At 66.0% G+C, this 20,849-nt stretch carries 16 protein-coding genes; 5 read left to right on the top strand and 11 right to left on the bottom strand.

Translation table 11 applies throughout. From position 1 onward, the window contains the following. Positions 1 to 28: 28 nt before the first annotated feature. Together QY325_03505 and QY325_03500 are read right to left on the bottom strand one after the other, a co-directional pair. Positions 29 to 733 carry a hypothetical protein gene (locus QY325_03505; GenBank protein WKZ66998.1) on the bottom strand — a complete coding sequence of 235 codons (705 nt, stop codon included), beginning with the start codon at positions 731 to 733 and terminating at the stop codon, positions 29 to 31. Between the two features lie 13 nt (positions 734 to 746). Next, positions 747 to 2,210: a hypothetical protein gene (locus QY325_03500; protein WKZ66997.1), complete on the bottom strand. Its 1,464-nt coding sequence runs from the start codon at positions 2,208 to 2,210 to the stop codon at positions 747 to 749. A gap of 129 nt (positions 2,211 to 2,339) precedes the next feature. Between QY325_03500 and QY325_03495 the strand changes: the two genes are divergently transcribed. Then, positions 2,340 to 3,914 (top strand): hypothetical protein, encoded by a 1,575-nt coding sequence (locus tag QY325_03495; protein WKZ66996.1) that lies wholly within the window; start codon positions 2,340 to 2,342, stop codon positions 3,912 to 3,914. 28 nt (positions 3,915 to 3,942) lie between these two features. Then, entirely contained in the window at positions 3,943 to 5,196 is a 1,254-nt protein-coding gene (locus QY325_03490; GenBank protein WKZ66995.1) for a metallophosphoesterase, read from the top strand. A gap of 14 nt (positions 5,197 to 5,210) precedes the next feature. Here QY325_03490 and QY325_03485 read toward each other — a convergent pair whose 3' ends face one another. Together QY325_03485 and QY325_03480 are read right to left on the bottom strand one after the other, a co-directional pair. Further along, on the bottom strand, positions 5,211 to 6,068 hold the full coding sequence (locus QY325_03485; GenBank protein WKZ66994.1) for a hydroxymethylglutaryl-CoA lyase: 858 nt from the start codon (positions 6,066 to 6,068) through the stop codon (positions 5,211 to 5,213). Continuing rightward, positions 6,056 to 7,081, bottom strand: coding sequence for a quinone-dependent dihydroorotate dehydrogenase (locus QY325_03480; GenBank protein WKZ66993.1), 1,026 nt, complete (start codon positions 7,079 to 7,081; stop codon positions 6,056 to 6,058). The genes QY325_03485 and QY325_03480 overlap by 13 nt, the downstream gene beginning before the upstream one ends. 38 nt (positions 7,082 to 7,119) lie before the next feature. Here QY325_03480 and uvrB point away from each other — a divergent pair, with 38 nt between their 5' ends. The 3 genes from uvrB (at position 7,120) to QY325_03465 (ending at position 13,255) form a co-directional block, all read left to right on the top strand. Beyond that, positions 7,120 to 9,168, top strand: coding sequence for an excinuclease ABC subunit UvrB (uvrB, locus tag QY325_03475; protein ID WKZ66992.1), 2,049 nt, complete (start codon positions 7,120 to 7,122; stop codon positions 9,166 to 9,168). 191 nt (positions 9,169 to 9,359) lie between these two features. Further along, positions 9,360 to 10,913, top strand: coding sequence for a trypsin-like peptidase domain-containing protein (locus QY325_03470; protein WKZ66991.1), 1,554 nt, complete (start codon positions 9,360 to 9,362; stop codon positions 10,911 to 10,913). 92 nt (positions 10,914 to 11,005) lie between these two features. Next, complete coding sequence (locus QY325_03465; GenBank protein ID WKZ66990.1) at positions 11,006 to 13,255, top strand: trypsin-like peptidase domain-containing protein; 2,250 nt, start codon at positions 11,006 to 11,008, stop codon at positions 13,253 to 13,255. Here QY325_03465 and QY325_03460 read toward each other — a convergent pair whose 3' ends face one another. From QY325_03460 to QY325_03430, 7 genes are all read right to left on the bottom strand, one after another. Beyond that, positions 13,256 to 13,909: a YdcF family protein gene (locus QY325_03460; GenBank protein WKZ66989.1), complete on the bottom strand. Its 654-nt coding sequence runs from the start codon at positions 13,907 to 13,909 to the stop codon at positions 13,256 to 13,258. It abuts the gene before it with no gap. Further along, positions 13,891 to 15,975, bottom strand: a complete 2,085-nt coding sequence (locus tag QY325_03455; GenBank protein ID WKZ66988.1) for a hypothetical protein — start codon at positions 15,973 to 15,975, stop codon at positions 13,891 to 13,893. The genes QY325_03460 and QY325_03455 overlap by 19 nt, the downstream gene beginning before the upstream one ends. A 118-nt stretch (positions 15,976 to 16,093) precedes the next feature. Then, positions 16,094 to 16,843 carry a 3-oxoacyl-[acyl-carrier-protein] reductase gene (gene fabG / locus QY325_03450; GenBank protein ID WKZ66987.1) on the bottom strand — a complete coding sequence of 250 codons (750 nt, stop codon included), beginning with the start codon at positions 16,841 to 16,843 and terminating at the stop codon, positions 16,094 to 16,096. A 31-nt stretch (positions 16,844 to 16,874) separates the two neighbouring features. Beyond that, positions 16,875 to 17,414: a hypothetical protein gene (locus QY325_03445; protein ID WKZ66986.1), complete on the bottom strand. Its 540-nt coding sequence runs from the start codon at positions 17,412 to 17,414 to the stop codon at positions 16,875 to 16,877. A 46-nt stretch (positions 17,415 to 17,460) separates the two neighbouring features. Continuing rightward, positions 17,461 to 17,919, bottom strand: coding sequence for a hypothetical protein (locus tag QY325_03440; GenBank protein WKZ66985.1), 459 nt, complete (start codon positions 17,917 to 17,919; stop codon positions 17,461 to 17,463). 76 nt (positions 17,920 to 17,995) lie between these two features. Continuing rightward, positions 17,996 to 19,711, bottom strand: a complete 1,716-nt coding sequence (locus QY325_03435; GenBank protein WKZ66984.1) for a M14 family zinc carboxypeptidase — start codon at positions 19,709 to 19,711, stop codon at positions 17,996 to 17,998. Positions 19,712 to 19,778: 67 nt separating this feature from the next. After that, a complete protein-coding gene (locus QY325_03430) occupies positions 19,779 to 20,846 on the bottom strand; it encodes a T9SS type A sorting domain-containing protein (protein WKZ66983.1) in 1,068 nt (355 codons plus the stop codon). Between the last annotated feature and the right edge of the window lie 3 nt (positions 20,847 to 20,849).

Below are 20,849 nucleotides of genomic sequence, written 5' to 3'. Positions count from 1 at the left end.
GGCGGCCAAAGCTACCTGCCGCCAGGGATCAGGCCTCACGGCGCGTGCGCGGCCCACGGCCGATGCGCAGGTCGAAGAGGTCCCGCGAGCGGCGGCCGGCATCGAAGCGCCTGCGGTAGTAGCCCACCCAGGCGGCGATGAGCGGTGCCCCGATCACCGTGGGCCAGATCCATTGCAGCCATTGCGGCTGGATCATGGTGAGGTTGACGGCGCTGAAAGCGGAAACCGTGGCGATGTAGCCGCCGAGGAAGCCGGTCATGTGCGCATAGAGCCACTCCCGCTTGTCGTGGCTGCTGCGATAGAACCGCTGGAGGTCGCGCCACACGAAGAGCAGCCCGATGACACCGAAGACCGTGAAGATGATGGGGCCGCTGCCGCGGTGGCCGAGGGCCAGGTTCACCGCGCCCCAGAGGAAGAGCCCGCCATTGATGACGCCTGCAGCGCCCATCAGGATGAGGTCGGCCCGCTGGGGGCGTTGGCCCTCGTGGAGGCGCTTCAGGTAGAGCGCCCGATAGCCGCTGGCGATCATGTGGAACGCGAATACCGCCACCATGGCCATGAGCCAGTTCGAGCGGTAGATGCCCAAGGCGCTGGCCGTGGCCGCCACCACGGACATGGACCAGAAGTAAGCCTTGCCCCACCGCCGGTGCCAGTCGCCGCCCTTGCGCGAGAGCATGGCCAGTGGGGCCACAATCAGCGCGATGAATCCGAATGTGGCGTGGAGGAGATTCATGATGCAAGCGTATTCAGCGATCCGCGATGATGAACGGAATAGCCAAACGGCCGAATGAAGGCCCCTCCAGCACGCAAAGCAGCGGGCCCGTAATGCCTGGCGGGAGGTGGAGGTGCCTCCCCTGAAGCCTGCGCCTAGGCACGATCACGCGTCCGGCGAGATCCTGGATCGCATAATGAAGCGGTCCCGTCGGGTCGCCGATCAATTCGATCGAATCACCCGACCCTGCTGGATTGGGAGCCAGGCTGATGGCCTGGCGGCGTGCGACCTCCGGCACAGGCAAGGGGTCCACGAAGCCCTCCACGCCCAATCCTGCGGTCTGTCCTTGGGCATCGCACTTCACCACGTACGCGGCGCGCGGGCCGGGACCGACGTCATCGACCCATCCGGCCACGATGTAACCGCCGTCCGATGCGCGCGCGATGGCCTTCCCATCGGCAGGCCGGCCGTTGCCATAGTTGTTTCCGCTCTGGAACCAGCCGTCAGCATCGAGCATGGTGAAGATCATGTCGCGATTCCCCGCGTTCAAGGTGTTGTAGCCGGTGAGCACGAAGCCCTGGCCGTGAGCGGTCGTGATTGCGGTCCCGCCGGCATCAGCGGTGTTGCCGTACCGATGCTCCCAAGCGAATTGCCCTTCCTGCCCGTAGGCCACGACGAAGATCCGCTCCATAGCCGAGCCGCTATCGGAGACACCCAGCGCCACCACCTTCCCCGCTCCATCGCCCACCACCGACTCGAACCAATCATCGCCATCGCCGCCCTGGGTGGCGATCCAGCCGATCTCGCCATCGAGCCCCACCGCCAGCAGCAGGCCATCCAGGCTACCATCGTCGTTCCTGATGCTGCCCGCGATGGCGACGGTGCCATTGCCCAGCAGGGCTGCACCGCTATAAGCGCTTTCCTCCATGGCCGGATGCCGAAGCTCCCACAGCTGCTCCCCCTCCATGTTGATACGGATGGCGATGCCCACACCCTGCGGCCCAGCCTCGCTGTAGCTCTTCCCGAAAAGCAGCGCGCCATCAGGCAGGGCGATGAGCCCGTTGCAGAGATCCCAATCGGCACCGCCATAGCTGCGCTGCCACAATTCCGCTCCGTCGGCATCCAGACCGACGACCGAGAAATCATACCCGCCCAAGGGGCCATCGGAGGCGGTTCCGGCAACGATGAAGCCCGCATCCGATTCAATCGCGCCGGCGCAAGCATCCGCCTGCGGGCCGCCGTAGGCCTGCGACCATGCCGGTGCTCCGGCCCCATCGAGTCGCAACAGGTAGAAGTCGCTGCTGCCGCTGCCGAAGCTGCCCGTGGTGCCGGCCACGAGGTATCCGCCCATGGCGCATTCCAGCACGCTGCGCGCCTCATCGATGCCGGTGCCGCCATAGCTGCGGCGCCAGGTGACCTGCGCCACGCCAGTAGCTGACTGCACCAGGAGTAGGGTGAAGATAAGCCTCGCTGAAAAGGGGACCACGCGCGCCTGCATGCAGGTCAAATGTACCAAGCACGCCGCAGCTGCAGCTTTCGTGCGATGGCTACTTTCGCCCATGATGGAGGCATCGCTCGCGGCGCGCGCATGAATGGCGGATCATCACCAGGCCAGCCGGGTGCGCGAATGAACCGGAAAGGGATTCCGCTGCCGGTCATCGGCCTCGCGCTGCTGCTCATCGTCTTCATCGCCATCAAGATTCCCTACCTGGACCTGCCCTTCTACTGGGACGAGGCCTGGGTGTATGCGAAGGCGGTTCGCGCCATGCACGAGCAGGGCATCAGCCTGCTGCCCGATGCCATTCCACCGGAGCTCTCGCGCGGGCATCCCCTGCTCTTCCATGCCTTGGCCGCCGCATGGATGTCGGTCTTCGGCGATGGGCGGATCGCCATGCACGCCTTCCCTCTCGCGGTCTCATGCGGCCTGCTGACCGCTGTGTTCGGCATGGGCCGGCTGCTGGGCTCGGCCTGGCTCGGCCTGGTGGCGGCCTGCCTGGTGGCGGTTACGGAGATCTTCCTGGCCCAGAGCGGACTGCTCCTTCCGGAAGTCCTGCTGGCCCTGTTCTGCGTGCTCGCCGCAACGGCTTGCATCAGCCGGCGCGCCTGGGCCTACGTGGCCTGCATGACCGCCGCGCTGCTCACGAAGGAATCGGCGTTGGCCTGCTGGGCCGCAATCGTGGCGCAGCAGGTGATCCGGCGCTGCCTGGCCAGCGAAGCCGGGATGAAGCGATCGGAGATGCGCTGGCTGGCCTGGGCCGCGCTGCCGATTGCGCCGGCCTTGCTCTACTTCGTCGTGCAGCGGATCATGCTCGGCTGGTTCCTCTACCCCGAGCATACGGGCATGCTCACCTGGGCGCCGATCCACATCAACTACAAGGCGAAGCTGATCTTCAAGGCCTTGTTCGAGGACCAAGGCTTCGTTTGGCTCACGTATGCCATCGGCCTCGCGGCCCCACTGCTAATCCGCACGCTGGCCATCCATTGGCGACTGCTGGCCGCATTCCTCGGCATCGCCGCCATCAAGGTCCTCTTCGGACGCTGGACCCTGCCTTACGGCCCCGGGCTGCTGGTGGCGGCCGCGGCGCTGGCCGGCCTCTATGCCGCATACGTCCTTCACCTGCAGCGCCGCTACGGCCAGGCGGGCGAACTGGTGAGCACCTGCTTCCTCATCATGGTCTCGTTCTGGTCCTTCAACGCCTTGAACTTCTACACCGACCGGTACCTGGTGGCGATGACGCCGTTCATCGCGGTCGGCGCCACCGGTGCCATCGCGCTCGCCGCGCGCGGCTGGCTGCCCAGGCTTGAAGCCCTGCTGCCGCTGCCGTTCGTGCTGGTCATCGCCCTGCATATCGGCCGCGATGGCGCCGTGGGCGATTGCCGGCTAGCCTATCGGGAAGCCATCGCTGTGCACCAGGAGATGGCGGCCTATCTGGAATCGGAGGGCCTGCAGGATGAATCGATCCATGGCTCGTTCATGGACGTGAGCTACCTCTCCGACCCGTTGGCGGGCTACCTCAGCCAAGGCCGCGCATTCACCCACGTGAGCAATCAGCTCGACGCGGATACCCGCTACGCCATCGTGGACTACTCGTCGGGCAGCGAGCGGCGCACGGAACTGGCGGCGCTAGGCTTCAGCACCATCAAGCGCTTCGAGCGCGGCCCGGCATGGTCCGAGCTGATGCTGCGCCCGCCGAGCCGGTAGCCCTTCGCGCGCCGGTACCTTCGCCCCCATGTCTCCCGCCGCCCTGCGCAACTTCCTGGTCTTCCTGCTGGTGCTCATCGCCATCGACCTCTATGCCTACAAAGGTGTGAATACGGCGCTCGCCCAGCACAGCATCGTGCTGCGGCGGATCGTGCGCTTCCTCTACTGGGTCATCAGCATCGGCCTGCTGGGCATGGTCCTCTATGTGGGCTTCAACTTCCGCGACCCCGAGGCCCGCCGCGACCACAGCTTCGCCTTCAGCATGGTGGCGCTCTTCCTGCTCTTCTTCCTGCCCAAGCTGGTAATGGTGGTCTTCCATGCACTCGATGACCTCCTGCACCTGGTGCGCTGGGCCTGGGACAAGCTCACCCCCGGCCCGGTGGATGCGCCCGGCGAAGGCATCGGCCGCGCCCGCTTCCTGAGCCAACTGGGCCTGGTCATCTCCGTGGTGCCCTTCGCCGGCGTGCTCTACGGCGTCACCAAGGGCCGCCGCAACTTCAACCTGGCCCGCGTGCCGGTGACGAGTGGCCGACTGCCGGAGGCCTTCAACGGCCTGCGCGTGGCCCAGATCAGCGACATGCACCTGGGCAGTTATGGCGGCGACCTGAGCATCGTGCGCCACGGCGTGGACCTCATCAACGCGGAGCAACCCGATATCATCGTCTTCACCGGCGACCTGGTGAACGATTTCGCCGAGGAGGCCGAGCCCTTCATCGAGGAGCTCGCGCGACTGCAGGCGCCGCTGGGCAAGTTCTCCATCCTAGGGAATCACGATTACAGCGACTACCCGAAGTGGGACAGCCCTGAGGCCAAGGTGGCCAACCTCGAGCGTCTCAAGCGCATCCACGCGGAGATGGGCTTCCGGCTGCTGCTCGACGAGCACGCGGTGCTGGAGCGGGATGGGCAGCAGCTGGCCGTGCTCGGCGTCCAGAACTGGGGGCACCGTTTCCAGCAGTACGGAGACCTTGCGAAGACCCTTCGCGGGACCGAGAACCTGCCCTTCCGCATCCTGCTGAGCCATGACCCCACGCACTGGGAGCACCAGGTGCTAGGCACGGGAATCGACCTGACGCTGAGCGGCCATACGCACGGCGCGCAACTGGGCGTGAAGCTGGGCGGCACCACCTACAGCCCTGCGCAATGGGTGTACAAGCACTGGGCGGGCCTCTACGCCGAGGGCGACCAGCAGCTCTATGTGAACCGCGGCTTCGGCTTCATCGGCTTCCCGGGGCGCGTGGGCATGCCACCGGAGATCACCGTGCTGGAGCTCGGCCGGGCCTGACCGGCCGGCAAGCGCTAAGGGAACACCCGGGCCGCTTCCGCCACGCACCGATCCAATTGGTGGAGGTCGATGCCGGTGCGCACGCCGCGCTCCTCCAGGCTGCGCACGAAGAGCTCCATCTGCAGGTTGCCCACCAGCTCATCCTCGGCCATGGGGCAGCCGCCGTAGCCCTTGATGGCGCCATCGAAGCGACGGCAGCCGGCATTCCAGGCAGCATCGGTCTTCACCTTCCAGTTGTCGGGGCGGCAATGCAGGTGCGCGCCGAACTCGACATGCGGCAGCGCAGGGATGAGCGCGGAGAACATGGATGCGATGTCCTCGGGCCGTGCAACACCCACGGTGTCGCTGAGGGCGATGGTGCGCACGCCCAGCTCGTTCACCAGGCGATCCACCCAATCGCGCGCGATTCCGGGGTTCCACGGATCGCCATAGGGATTGCCGAAGGCCATGCTGATGTAGACCACGAGTTCCTTCCCCGACGCGCGGGCGATCTCGGCAATGCGCGCGATTCGACCCCACGAGCCCTCGATGCTCGTGTTGGTATTGCGCTGCTGGAAGGTCTCGCTGATGCTGAACGGATAACCGAGATAGGCCACGCCCTCCTGCTTCACCGCATCCTCCGCGCCACGCTCGTTGGCGATGATGACCAGCAGCTTGCTGCGCGACCCGGCCGTATCGATGCGCGCGAGCACCTCTGCGGTGTCCGCCATCTGCGGGATGGCCTTCGCGCTCACGAAGCTGCCGATGTCGATGGTGTCGAAGCCGACGCGGAGCAGCGCATCCAGGTAGCGCACCTTCACCTCGGTGGGGATGAGGTCCTTCAGCCCTTGCATGGCGTCGCGCGGGCATTCGACGAGCTTCACGTTCTCCATACGGCGTATGCTTGATTGATGCGCTTCACGAGCGAAGGGCCCTCATACACAAGGCCGGTGTAGACCTGCACCAGGTCGGCGCCCGCCTCCAGCTTCTCCCGAGCGGCCGCCCACGAGTCGATGCCGCCCACGCCGATGATGACCAACGGGCGCGGCAGGCGCCGGCGCAGGTAGCGGACCACCTCGGTGCTGCGCACCCGCACCGGTGCGCCGCTGAGGCCGCCGGCACCGATGGCCTCCAGTTCCGCCTTCGGCGCATGAAGGCCCTCGCGCGCGACGGTGGTGTTCGTGGCGATCACGCCGGCGATGCCGCTCTCCTTCACCACGGCGACGATGTCCTCGAGCTGGCCCTCCGTCAGGTCCGGCGCGATCTTGAGGAGGATGGGCTTCTCACCTAGCTGGGTGGCGCGCTGCTTCAGCATGGCGAGTATCTCCAGCAAGGGCCCCTTCTCCTGCAAGGCACGGAGCCCGGGCGTATTGGGACTGCTGACGTTCACCACGAAATAGTCCACCACGGGGTGGAGCGCATCGAAGCAGGTGAGGTAGTCATCGAGCGCACGCTCGTTGGGCGTGTCCTTGTTCTTGCCGATGTTGCCACCCAGGAGGATGCCCGGCCGCCGGTGGCGCAGGCGTTCCACCGCAGCCTCCACCCCGCCGTTATTGAAGCCCATGCGGTTGATGAGCGCATGGTCCTGCTTCAGCCGGAACAGGCGGGGCTGCGGATTGCCCGGTTGCGGCTTGGGCGTGAGGGTGCCGACCTCGATGAAGCCGAAGCCCAGGCCCGCCAGGGCATCCACGTGCCGGGCATCCTTATCCATGCCCGCGGCGAGGCCTACGGGCGAAGGGAACCTGAGCCCCATGGCGACTACAGCGGCCCCGGCGGGCGGCTTGGCGCCGCCCATCAGCGCCAACGCCCCCGGGATGCGGGCGGCGGCCTCTAGCAGGCCGAAGGTGAGGTGGTGCGCCCGCTCCGGCGGGAGCAGGAAGAGCAGCGGGCGGAGCAGCGCGTACATCGGCGGGCGAAGGTAGGCCGGTACCTTTGCGCGTTCCCATGCCTTTCCAGCTCATCTCCGAGTTCACCCCCACCGGCGACCAGCCAGAGGCCATACGGCAGCTGGTGGAGGGGCTGGAACAGGGCGTGCCGGCACAGACACTGCTGGGTGTCACCGGCTCGGGCAAGACCTTCACGGTGGCGAATGTCATCGCCCAAGTGGACCGGCCCACGCTGGTGCTGAGCCACAACAAGACGCTGGCCGCACAGCTCTATGGGGAGTTCAAGCACTTCTTCCCCAACGACCGGGTGGAGTACTTCGTGAGCTACTACGACTATTACCAGCCGGAGGCCTATCTGCCCACCACCAACACCTACATCGAGAAGGACCTCTCGATCAACGACGAGATCGAGAAGCTGCGGCTGAGCGCCACCAGTGCCCTGCTCAGCGGGCGGCGCAACGTGATCGTGGTGGCCAGCGTAAGCTGCATCTACGGCATCGGCAACCCCGCGGAGTTCCGCCACAGCGTGGTGGAACTGGCTACCGGCATGCGCATCTCGCGCAATGCCCTGCTGCACCGGTTCGTTTCGGCGCTCTACAGCCGGCGCGATACGGACCCTGCACGCGGCAATTTCCGGGTGCGCGGCGATGTGGTGGAGGTCTTCCTGGCCTATGCGGACGAGGGCATCCGCATCCACTTCTGGGGGGATGAGATCGAGCGGATCGAGCGCTTCGGTGCCCTGGACGGCCGCACGTTGGAGGCATTGCCCAAGGTGACCGTCTACCCGGCCAACATCTTCGTCACCAGCCGGGAGACCATGAACGCGGCACTCGCCAGCATCCAGGAGGACATGGTGAAGCAGGTGGCCTTCTTCAACGAGATCGGCAAGCACCTGGAGGCCAAGCGCCTTGAGGAGCGCGTGAACTACGACCTGGAGATGATGCGCGAGCTGGGCTACTGCTCGGGCATCGAGAACTACAGCCGCTACTTCGACCGTCGGCAGACCGGACAGCGCCCCTTCTGCCTGCTGGACTACTTCCCCGAGGACTTCCTGATGGTGATCGACGAGAGCCATGTGACCGTGAGCCAGGTGCAGGCCATGTACGGCGGCGACCGCAGCCGCAAGCGCAACCTGGTGGAATACGGCTTCCGCCTGCCGAGCGCCATGGACAACCGCCCGCTGAAGTTCGAGGAGTTCGAGGACCTGCTCGGCCAGGTGATCTTCGTGAGCGCCACGCCTGCGGACTACGAGTTGCAGCGCAGCGAGGGCGTGGTGGTGGAGCAGGTGGTGCGGCCCACCGGCCTGCTGGACCCGCCGATCGAGGTGCGTCCCAGCAAGAACCAGATCGACGACCTGCTGGACGAGATCAGGCACCGCGTGAAGCGCGACGAGCGCGTGCTGGTGACCACCCTCACCAAGCGCATGGCCGAGGAACTCAACGATTTCATGGGGCGCAACGGCGTGAAGTGCAAGTACATCCACAGCGACGTGGAGACCCTGGAGCGCATCGAGATCCTGCGCCAGCTGCGCATGGGGCTCATCGATGTGCTGGTGGGCGTGAACCTGCTGCGCGAGGGCCTGGACCTCCCGGAGGTCTCGCTGGTCGCGGTGCTCGACGCCGACAAGGAAGGCTTCCTGCGCAGCAACCGGTCGCTCACCCAGACCGCCGGCCGCGCCGCCCGCAACGTGAACGGGTTGGTGATCTTCTACGCCGACACGGTGACCGAGAGCATGCAGCGGACCATCGACGAGACGGAGCGGCGCCGCGCCAAGCAGTTGGCTTACAATGCCGAGCACGGCATCACCCCGAAACAGATCAAGCGCGATCGAGCCGATGTCATGAAGCAGACGGCCGTCCTCGACATCCAAGGACCGCCGAAGGCTTATGTGGAGCCGGAGGAGCTGAGCTTGGCCGCCGACCCGGTCGTGCAGTACATGACCGCCGACCAGCTCGAGAAGAACGTGCAGCTCCTGGAGACCCAGATGCGCAAAGCGGCGAAGGAGCTCGATTTCATCGCGGCGGCCCAACTGCGTGACGAATTGTTCGCCATGCGCAAGCTCTTGGAGGAACGGAAGCAGGGGGCGGCTACCCGTTCCGACCGCTGACCATCCGCCATTCATCGCACATGGCGACCCGCTCGTCGACGGCTGACGCCCGCTCATGCGGCACATACGGCCCCGCGACGCATGCCCGCCGACATTGAGCTTCCCAGATTGGCCTGTGATGAACCGCCGGCCGGCGTGACGAGGGGTTTATTTTCGCAACAAGCCAAGGAACCAGAACCAGCATTCCACCCATGACTCGACTCCCACTCTACGCTCCGCTCCTCTTCCTCTCTCTTTCGGCCGCCGGGCAGATCTCCTTCGGCGGAGAGCCTTATGGCCTCGGCCGGGCCTATCTGCCGGAAGCGCCGCTGCACGTGATGCCCGCTGTGGATGCCGCAGCGCTGATGGCAGAGGACGCGCAGCGCGCCGAACAGGGCATCAAAGGGCCCTACCGGTTCGGCTTCAACCACCACCCCGAGATCACCAGCGCCAGCAACGGGATATGGACCACGCTGCCCAATGGCGATGCCGTGTGGCGGGTGGCGATCGAGTGCCCCGGTGCCTTCAGCATCAACTTCGAATTCAATGACTACATCGTGCCCGATGGCGGGCAGGTGTTCGTTTACAACGACCTGGGCGAGACCCTCGGCGCATTCACGGCGGAAAGCAACCCCGGGCACAGCATCCTGGGCGTCACGCAACTGCCCGGCGACCGCATCACCATCGAATACGTGGAGCCGGCCGCCGTGCGTGGCGAGGGTTTCCTGCGGATCGGCCAGGTGACGCACGCATACCGCGACCTGTTCCGCTCCGTGAAGGGCTTGGGGGACAGCGGCTCGTGCAACAACAACGTCATCTGCCCCGTTGGCGATCCTTGGCGCGACCAGATCCGCAGCGTGGCCATGATCACCGTCGGGGGCAGCGGCATCTGCACCGGCCAGCTCATCAACAACTGCAACAACGACGGCACGCCCTATTTCCTCACCGCCAACCATTGCCTCGGCGGCAACAACAGCTGGGTGTTCCGGTTCAACTGGAACAGCCCCACCTGCGCCACCACCACCAACGGCCCCACCAACCAGACCATTAGCGGCAGCTCGCTCCGCGCGAACAATGCCGCCAGCGATGTGGCCCTGCTGCAGCTCAACAGCGTACCGCCGGCCAGCTACAACGTGTTCTACACCGGGTGGGACAAGAGTGGCACCGCCCCCACCGCGAGCACGGCCATCCACCACCCCAGCGGCGACATCAAGAAGATCTCGTTCGATGATGACGCGGCCACCCAGGCGAACTGGGGCGGTGCTGCCTGCTGGCGCATCGCCAACTGGGAGGACGGCACCACGGAAGGCGGATCCAGCGGAAGCGGCCTGTGGAACCAGAACGGTTTGCTGATCGGCCAGCTGTTCGGCGGCCAGGCATCATGCGGCAACAACGTCAACGACTACTACGGCCGCTTCTCCACGAGCTACCCCTTCCTGCAGACCTGGCTGGGCAATTGCGGCAACACGCTGCAGGGCTATCCCCTCGCCTCCGTGGGGATGAGCGAGAACGCCGTTGACGAAGGGCTCACCATTGCTCCCAACCCTACCCAAGGGCTGTTCAGCGTGGCGCTGCCCGCCGCGCTCCATGCCGGAGGACGGCTCACGGTGTTCGATGCCGTGGGTCAGCAGGTGATGGCACGGACGATCGGCCGGGGCACCGAGCGGCTGAGCCTTGACCTCAGCAGCCATGCCGAAGGCATCTACTTCGTGGAGGCCACCGCGAATGGCTATCGCACCGTGGAGCGGCTCGTCCGCACCCGCTGAGCCCAAGGCGCCTGACGCAGAAGACCGCCGGCCACCGGCGGTCTTCTGCGTTAGGCGCCTCGTCTATCTTCACACGGTCAATCCCTTCGCACATGCGCGGAACGCTACGCCTCTTCGCCATCGCCATCGCCTCGGCGGCTTCGCTGACCGGCTTTGGCCAGGTCTCCTTCGGCGGCCGGCCGATCGGCCTGCTGCCCCACGGCCCCCGGCTGCAGGCACCGGCCGTTGTCGAGCTGCCGCCTGTTGATGCCGCCGCGCTGATGGCACAGGACGAAACCGACCGGGCCGCGGGCGTCAAGGGCCCGTGGCGCTTCGGCTTCAACCATGCCGTGGACCTCGGCACCGAATCCCATGGCTCGTGGACAACCCTGCGCAACGGCGACCGCCTCTGGCGCCTGGCCATCCGATGCCCCGGCGCGTACAGCATCAACTTCCGCTTCGACCGGTTCGTACTGCCCGATGGGGGCCGCGTTTTCGTGTACAACGATGCCGGACAGCACATCGGGGCCTTCACCAAGGCCAGCGCACCGAAGCGGACCAGCCTCGGCGTCACCCAGGTGCCCGGCGAGCGCATCACCGTCGAGTATCATGAGCCGCGCAGCGCAGCCGGGCAGGGCCTGCTGCACATCGACCGCGTGACGCACGCCTACCGTGATGTGTTCCGGTACATGAAGGACTTCGGTGACAGCGAGGACTGCAACATCAATGTGATCTGCCCCGAGGGAGACGACTGGCGCGATCAGATCCGCAGCGTGGCCATCATCACCACCGGCGGCAGCGGCTTCTGCACCGGCACCCTGCTCAACAACTGCGCCCAGGACAGCACGCCCTACTTCCTCACCGCCAACCACTGCCTCGATGCCGATGTGGAGAACTGGGTGTTCCGCTTCAATTGGGACAGCCCCACCTGCGACCCCACGGAGAACGGACCCATCGACCAGACGGTGAGCGGGTGCGTGATGCTCGTGAGCAACTCCGCCACGGACATGGCCTTCCTGGAGCTCGACAACATCCCCCCCGTCGCGTATGAGGTGTTCTACAGCGGCTGGGACCGCAGCGGCGCCACTCCTGACACCGTGTGCGGCATCCACCATCCCAGCGGTGACATCAAGAAGATCAGCCTCTCTTACAGCACCGTGCAGCAGGCCAGCATCGACCTGGGCACCGGTGCTGCCGACTGCTGGCAGGTGACAGTTTGGGATGCGGGCACCACCGAGCCGGGCAGCAGCGGCAGCGGCCTCTGGAACCAGGACAAGCTCGTCATCGGCCAGCTCTATGGCGGACAGGCGGATTGCGCGAGCAGCGTGAATGACTACTACGGGCGTCTCGATGTGAGCTGGCCCCTGCTGGAGGCCTACCTGGGCGATTGCGGCGAGCAGTTGGCCGGCCTGGGCGACGGTGGCCCCATCGAGGAGCCGATCTACTTCGATGCCGCCGTCACGAGCATCGTCAACATACCGGAGCTCATCTGCGGCGATTCAATCATCGCGCCGATCATCACCCTGAAGAACAACGGCACCGTAGTGCTCACATCGGTCACCTTCACTTACGCCATCGACGGCGGGCCGGGCCTCGTGCACACCTGGACCGGCTCCCTGCTGCCGCTCCAGACGGTCAACGTGCCGCTTCCCGCATTCATCGCCCCCGCCGGGACGCACACGCTGACCGTGAGCAGCAGCCTGCCCAACGGCAATACGGACCAGGTACCGGTGAACGATCCTTGGGAGATCACCTTCACCGTGAACAACCCGGGGGGCAATGTGATGCTGCTGCTCACTTTGGACAACTACGGCAGTGATGTGACCTGGGAGCTGGCCAACAGCCAAGGCACCGTGCTCTACAGCGGCGGCCCCTACCCCGACTTCGATGAGGGGCCTGCCGATACGGTGCACTGGTGCCTCACCAACGACTGCTACGTCTTCACCATCCTCGACGCCTTCGGTGACGGCATCTGCTGCGAGCAGGGCGATGGCAGCCTGGTGATCCTCAACGGTGACGGCAGCGTGCTGGCCGAGAGCGATGGGCAGTACGGCGAGTCCTTCCAGACGGATCCCCCCTTCTGCGTGGAAGTGGTGGGCATCGCCGAGATCGTCGCCAGCCGCACGCTATACGCCTACCCGAATCCGGCAGCCGAGTGGCTCCGCATCCGGTTCAGCGGCTTTGGCCGCGTGGAGCGCCTGCTGCTGCTCGATGCCACAGGACGCCTTGCGGGCGCCCTGGCGGGAATCCATGGCGCAAGCGAGGCCGTCATCGACGTGCGAGGCCTTGCGTCAGGGCTCTACACGGTGGTGGCCGAGGATGCGGCGGGGCGGGCTGCGGCCCGGGTGGCCATCCAGCGGTGATCAGTGGTGCAGGGCGTACCAGCCCAGTTTCATGATCTCGTTGTTGACCATGATCAGCCCATCCTCGCTGGCCCACCACCGCTCGGCATCGTAGCGCGTGGAGCGTGCAGCCCTCACCACCACGGTGATTCCGGCCGGTTCCAGCCGCTTGCGGAAGACCTGGCCCACACGGCGCGTGTGGAAATCGGTGGTCACCACCATCACCGTATCGTAGCCCCTGCCATGGGCATGCCCGAGCACAGCCAAGGCCTCCTCGAAGGTGCTGGTGCCCCGTTCGACCAGCTCGATCCGGTCCATGGGGAATCCTTCGCGACGGGCCACATCCCTGCCTAGCGCGGCCTCACTGCGCGCGATGCCGTGGAGCAGGAGCAGTTCGTTCACCGTCTCACCGGTGCAGATGATGCGCGGGGCCCAGCCCTCCCGCTGAAGGCGCATTGCCTCCATGGAGCGATCCTCCGGAGAACCGCCCAGCACGTAGATCGCATCGGCCGGCACCAACGCATCCTCGCGGACCAGGAAATGGCCAGTGGCGCGCAACAAGGTTGTCCTGCCAAGCCACCCGGCCACCAACAGGGCCGTCAGCGCAACCAGGATGGCGAAGCGGCGCGAGGCGGCGCGGTGCATGCCCTTGGCCATCAGTAGGCGCCGTTCCACCGCCGGAGGCTCCATTCTGCCACCAGGAGCAGTGCGATGAGGAAGAACAGCCACCGCCATTCAATGAGGTCAGAGAAGCGGGGTTGGGCGAATGAACGGGCCACGGCCACGCGCTCCTGCTCCATGGATTCCGCGATGCCGGCAAGGGCGCCAGGCTTCAGTAAACGCCCACCGGTGCGTGCTGCAAGGTCGGCCAGCAGGGCGTGATCGGCCACCGTGGTCACCTGCTCCAGATAGAGTGCCTGCACGTACACCTCGCCCTCATCCTGGAGGCGCTCTCCCTTGTGCGCGGCAAACGCCTTCCAACGGTAGCGCCCCACCGGCAGCTGCCCGGCATTGAGGCGATAGCCCTGGTCGGAAGGGCGGAAAGTGAAGGCATACTCCTCGCCGGAATCCGACGTGAGGACCGCGGTCACCTCCGCATCGGCCACGGGCTCATAGGCGGCATTGTAGTACTCCGCCGTGAAGAGCACCGGTTCGTTGCCAAGCACCACGGGGGCATGCTCCACCCTGAACCGCTCCTTGTCCGCCTTCAGCGCTAGGAATTGGACGAGCTTGTGGGCCAGGCGATCGAATCGCCCATGCGAGCCCGAAGCCTGGTGATCGGCGAGCCGCCAGCGCCAGAGCCCCTCGCCGCAGACGACAGCGGCCCGCTGGCCTTGCTGCTGGGTGACGGCGATAAGGGGCGCCTCGGTGCGGATGGCGCCCACTCGCTGGCGGGCCAAGGCCGATGCACCGCGCTGCAGCTCGTACTGCCCGAATGGCACCTGAAGCGGCGGAAAGCGCTCCATGGCCTGGGCCAGGTCCTGCTCCAGGCTGAACAGCGCGAATTCCGGCGCAATGGCGGCTTGCGCATCGGTGATGGCTGTCCTGGTCCCCGTCACCCGGACCCCCGCGGACATCCCATTGAAGGCCGCCATATCCGTGACCTGCCCGAGCACGAAGAGCAGGGGAATCCCCTTGGCGCGCGCCCGATCGATCACGGCGCGCCCATCGCCCCGGCCGTTGGGCAGCTGGTGCAGCACGATGAGGTCATAGGCCTCGGGGGCGCCGCTGAAATCGCCCCCATAGGCGACCTCTGTCACATAGCCCTCCAGGCCGCCCAGGGCGCTGCGTAGAGCCCCCAGGTCCGGATGCGGTGCTGCGCCGAGCAGGAGCACCTTCTGCCGCGCATCCAGGACCTCCACGAAGAAGTCCAGCCGGTTGTTGGCGGTTGACGCCTCCCCGTCGATGAGGCGTGCCTCCACCGTGAAGCGACGTGTACCCGGCTTGTCCGCCTTCATCAGGAAGGTGAGTTCCTGATGGAAGGGATCGCCGCGCACTTCCAGCTCCTGCGAGGCCAGGTCCGCCCCGGCATGGCTCACCGTCACCCATGTGCGAGCGCCGCGCAGGTGATGCGCCGATAGCCGCACGCGAACCGGGAACTCGTTGCCCAGGAAGCTGATGCGGTTGTGCTCCACGCCGCGCACGGCCAGGTCGGGCTTCACGGTGGTATCCCCCAAGGCAATGGCGAATACCGGGACGCCCAAGCGGTCGGCATCGAGCCGGGGGTCCCGCCCGCGATTCTGGATGCCATCGCCATCGATGATCACGGCGCCGAGGTCCGGTCCGCTCAGTCGGTCGTGAACCGCGCGGAGCGCACCGGAGATATCGGTCGACTGCTCGTCCTGGTCGAACAGCAGGCCCTCACGCAGCCCCGCCCCATAAGTGAAGGCCCTTACCTGGTAACGGTCGCCCAAGTCCTTCTCCAGCTGCCTCAGCTCCTCAGCATACGCGGTGCGCAGGGCAGCGGTATCACCGGCGGCCACCAACGAGGAGGATCCATCGTGCAGGATGGCCACCACGGGCTTGCGCACCTCCCTCACCATCAACCGCAGCATGGGCTCGAGCAGGAAGAAGGCGATGAGCGAGACCGCCACCGCGCGCAGGAGCGCCATCACCCAGGCCATGCGCCGGGTGAAGCCCTCTTTGCCGCGCTGCCGGCGGTAGAGCCACCAGGCCACGCCAGCGCCCAGCGCCAGGCACAAAGGAGCCATCCAGAGGGTGTGGGCGGTGGTGAGGTTCATCGGGAGTCGCAGTGCAGATGGGAGGCGGAGGCTGCCGGAGCAGGGTGCCGATGCCTGCAGGTGCAATGCCTGCGCGGCTCCAGTGCCGGGTTGACCCTCTCGCGGCCGGGCCGTAGGATCACGTCAGCATCCCGCCGCAGACGTGCAGGGTCTGCCCGGTGATGTAGGCGCTGAGGTCACTGCCCAGGAAAACGCAGGCATTGGCCACATCGGTGGGCGTGCCGCCGCGCTTCAGGGGGATGCCCTCGCGCCACTGCTCCACCACCTTGGGATCGAGCGCGCCGGTCATCTCGGTCTCGATGAAGCCGGGGGCGATCGCATTGCTGCGGATGTTGCGGCTGCCCAGCTCAAGGGCGACGCTCTTGGTGAAACCGATGATGCCGGCCTTGCTGGCAGCGTAGTTGGCCTGGCCCGCATTCCCCTTCACGCCCACCACGCTGCTCATGTTGATGATGCTGCCGCTGCGCTGCTTGAGCATGGTGCGCATCACCGCCTTCGTCATGTTGAAAACGCTCTTCAGGTTCGTCGCGATCACCGCATCCCAATCCGCCTCGCTCATGCGCATGAGGAGCTGGTCCTTGGTGATGCCGGCGTTGTTCACGAGCACATCGAGGCGCCCCCAATCGCCCACCATTCGGTCCACCGCCGCCTGGGCGCCGTCGAAGCTCCCGGCGTCGCTCTGGATGGCCATCACCCTGCGGCCATGCTTGGCGGCCAGTTCAGCCGCAAGGGCATTCGCCTTTTCGGGGCTGGACACGTAGGTGAACGCCACGTCCGCTCCCTCCTCGAGGAAGCGCTCCACGATGCCACGGCCGATGCCGCGCGATCCGCCCGTCACCAGGGCGGCCTTTCCGTTCAATAGTGCCATGCGGCGAAAGTACGGGCGCGCGAGGGAAGGCCTACTCCCCTTTCTGACCCACGAAATGATCGTCCTTGTCGGCGAAGAGGATGTTGAAGGTGGTGAGCGAGCCGTAGCAGCGGGTGATGTACTGCTGCAGCTCCACCTTGTCCTGCTCGCTGAGCCGCTCGTGCGCGTTGATCTTCTGCTCCAGCACCCTGAAGCGGTCGCGGATCATCACGATCTTGTGGAAGAAGTCGTCGATGGGCATTTCCTTGCCCTGCAGGCCGGGGTCCTTGGGCCGCAGCGCCAAGGTGCCGCCTTCGAATTTCCGGGCCATGTCCACTGGCCGCTGCGGCACCTGCATCTCCTCGAGCACCTCTCGCAGGCAATCGCGCACCGCGTCAAGGTCGAGCGGCTCCTGGCCGAGCTCCACGCCGGGCGCAATGGTCACCAGGCCCTCGAAGCTCCGGCTCACGGGCTGCTCGCCGTGTTCCTTGAAGAAGACATGAACGGTGCGCGGATCCAGGTCGTAGACCACGCCCACGCCGAGGGTCGGGTGCTTCACCCGGGCGCCGATGGCGATATCGTATAGTTCCATGGCTGAAGGGGGCGTTGATGCACCCCGGGGCCAAAGAAAAGCGGCCTCAGCAGATCTCCTGCACCCGGTACTCCTGGCCGTTCACCGTAACCACCTCGCCCGCTTTCCGGCCATAGAGCGCCTGCACCAGAGGCGCCTTGGGGGTGACGCCGAGGTAGCGCCGCCCGCCAGCGTCGAACTCCTCAAGGCTGAAGCCGATCAGCAGGTTGCGGACCGAGGTGTGCACCACGGCGCCGAATTGAACGCTGTCCATCGGCGCCTCCGGAGCAACGATGCTCAGCCGGTCGAGGTCGAGCAGGACGTGCTCGAGCTGAGCCGCGAGCGAGTTCATGAGGTCCACATCACCGCCGCGCGTGCTCTCGGTCTGGCTGGCGGTCTCTGCATTGTCGTCGCCGATGGTCACGGCCCTCAGCTCCTGGATGCGCGCCTTGATCTCAGCGGCGGTGTTCTCCATCCGGGCTCGGGCTGCCTTCAGCACGGCCTTCTTCGTGGCGATACGGTCCATGGTTCAATTGGATTGAGGCCACAAGGTAGAGGCCGCATCGGGGCACCGGAGCAGACAAACGTCAGCCCCTACCCGTTCACCGCACCAAGCGGAGCACCGGATACCGCCTGAAGCCCCGCTCGAAATGCGGTGACCGCTGATAGATGAAGTAGAGCTGCGCCCAGGCATCGGCAGCGAACACCGGGTCCGTCGCGCGTCTGGCATCAAGCTCCTGCTTGAGCGCAGCATCCTTGCGCAGCAGCTCCGCGGCTATGTCCTCGAAGACGTAATCGCTGAACCACTCCTTCTGCTGCAGCACACCGTCGAAGAAGCCCCATGCGAAGAAGCTGTCCTCCCCTTCAGGTTCCAGCACCTCCATCACATAGCGGTCCGTGGGGGGACCCATGGGGAGAAGCCAGCTGCCCTTGGCCACCGTGAGGGGCAGTTCCAACGGACGGGTTCGGATGCCATGATGGAGGTAGCGGCCCTCGTAGGGCGAGCGCACCGTGGCGAACTCGGCGATGCTGTCCTGCTCGACCCGGAGCAGCGAGTCGCGCAGCAGCTCGCGCATGGGCACTCCGTTCGCCTTCAACCTGGCCACCACCTCACGCCAAGCGGCGGGCACGATGTAACCCGCCGGCTTCCGCTTCACCATCGAGGCACGGTAGGTATCGTTCCAGGGGACCACCGTATCCGTCGGCCGGTCATGATCATAGAACACACGCTCCAATCCGCTCACGGCGCTGGCGACGCGCTTTGCTTGATACCCTTTCCATGGCAGCTCGGTCCATGCTGTTGTATCCAGGCGCCAGTTCATCCCCAGCTCGGTCATGGATGCCGTGAAGTGCCTGGCCTCCGCGCGACGGCGCAGCAGCTCATCGCCATGGCCGTCCATCACCGCGAGCATGGCGAGCATCAGCTGAAAGGTGGCATTCACCCGCTCATCATAGGGCTTGAGCATGTGGCTCTCGCTGAGGATCGCGATGCGGTCGAAGAGTGCGTTGAAGCCCGAGCTGTAGCGTGGGCCGTCGTAGAATCCGTAAAGCCCATCTTCCGGCACTGCGCCGCGCGTTTCGAAGTACGGGCACATGGGGAAGCCCCTGCGCTCCATCCAGGCGTGCAGCTCTGGCGCCATGGTATGGGTCATGAAGGCGCTGAGTCCTCCGCTGAGCCTGTCTTTCTGCGTGGTGAGGAGTTCCATCACGTACTGGTGGTCCGCGCCATTGCTCACATGGGTCTCGAAATAGATGTCGGGGTCCCAGGCCTGGAGCGCCTCCACCATGGACCATGTTGCGCGCGAATCCATCTTCATGAAATCGCGATTGAGGTCCAGGTTGCGCGCGTTGCCCCGGAAGCCGTACTCGGCGGGGCCGTTCTGGTTGGCACGGCTCGTAGCGCTGCGCTGCTTCGCGCCGCTGACGTTGTACACCGGCACGATGCACACGGCGGTATTCGCCAGCAGCCCCATGTACTGGTCGCTCTCGAGCAGCGCTTGCGCCAGCAGCAGGCTGGCATCGATGCCGTCGGGCTCTCCGGGGTGGATGCCGTTGGTGACCCAGAGGATGCTCTTCCCGGCTGAGCGGATGCTGTCCGGCGTGAAGCCGCTGCCATCGCCGATCACGAACAGGTGGATGGGCGAGCCATCGTCATCGGCCCCGATCTCGAACAGTCGGGCGCCCCGATGCCGCTCATCGAGCGCCTGATAGCGCGCAACAGCCTGCTGCCAGGTGACCGTGGAGTCGCCCTCGAAGCGCCATTGCCCCAAGGCAGCGCAGGCAGCGAACAGGAATCCCAATAGCAACCTGAAGCGCATGGCCCGAAGATGCGCAACAAGATGACCACCTACCGCTGCCGGGGGCGGCCCGTTCAATGGCCGGCCGTCACTGGACCACCAGTCGCTGCCATCGGTGCGTACCGTCCATGACGACGCCGATGGTGTAGACGCCTGGGGCGGTGCCGGGCAGCCGCACCTCCACACGACGCTCGTTCAGTACGCGGCGCTCCAGCACCAAGCGCCCCGAGGCGTCCCGGACATGGATGAGCGCAACGCCTATGTGCCGGTCGAAGACCACGGCGAAGCCAGCATCAGCGCTCGTTGGATTGGGGGCGACCAGAATCCCGGGCGTGGCGGCCTCGGCAAGGCCCACCGTGCCGGTGATGGTGGTATCGATGTTCACCACAACGCCGAAGGATGGCCCCCATGCCGCGTTGGCATCACGCGCACGCAGCCAGAGCACATTCACGCCCGCGGTGACCGGCGCGGGGATGCCTCCGCCCTTGATCGCCTCGAAGGCCGCGCTGAAATCGCCATCCACCGCGAGCATGGGCATACCGAGGCCTAACCCTGGGTCGTCGTTCACGAAGTACTCTGCGGCAGAGACACGGATCTCCGGGAAGGTGACCACGCCGCCCATCACCTCCACCACCACGCTGAATGGCAGGCTCCAGGCATCATTCGCATCCCGCGAACGGACATACAGCACATGCACGCCCTCAGTCGGCAGCGCCGAGGTCTCCAGGGCGATGGCCTCCAATGCGCTGCTGAAATCGCCATCGAAGGCCAGCATGGGCGTGCCGCTGCCAGCACCCGGGTCATTGTCCCAGAAGTACTCCGCTTGCGTGACGCTGATCTCGGGAGCGGTCACCACCGGCGGCTCGATCACCACGACCGTGGTGAACGTGGCCCCCCAGTTGCTGTTCTGGTCCTTCACGCGGATCCCCAGCGTGTGCGCCCCTTGGCCGGGGAGCGAGGATGTCTCCTGGAAGACCGCCTCCACGGCTTCATCGAAGGCGCCATCCTGGGCGCTCATGGGCAGTGCGTTGCCGGCCCCCGGGTCCGTGTCCCAGAAGTACTCGGCATTGTCAACGCGCTGGGCCGCAGCGATGCCGGAGCAAAGCAGCAGCGCAACGCACAGGATGGTTCGCGCATTCATGCGGGTGGTGGCCATGGG

Source organism: Flavobacteriales bacterium (assembly GCA_030584065.1).
Taxonomy (GTDB): domain Bacteria; phylum Bacteroidota; class Bacteroidia; order Flavobacteriales_F; family PHOS-HE28; genus PHOS-HE28.
This window is presented reverse-complemented; position numbering and strand designations above follow the sequence as displayed.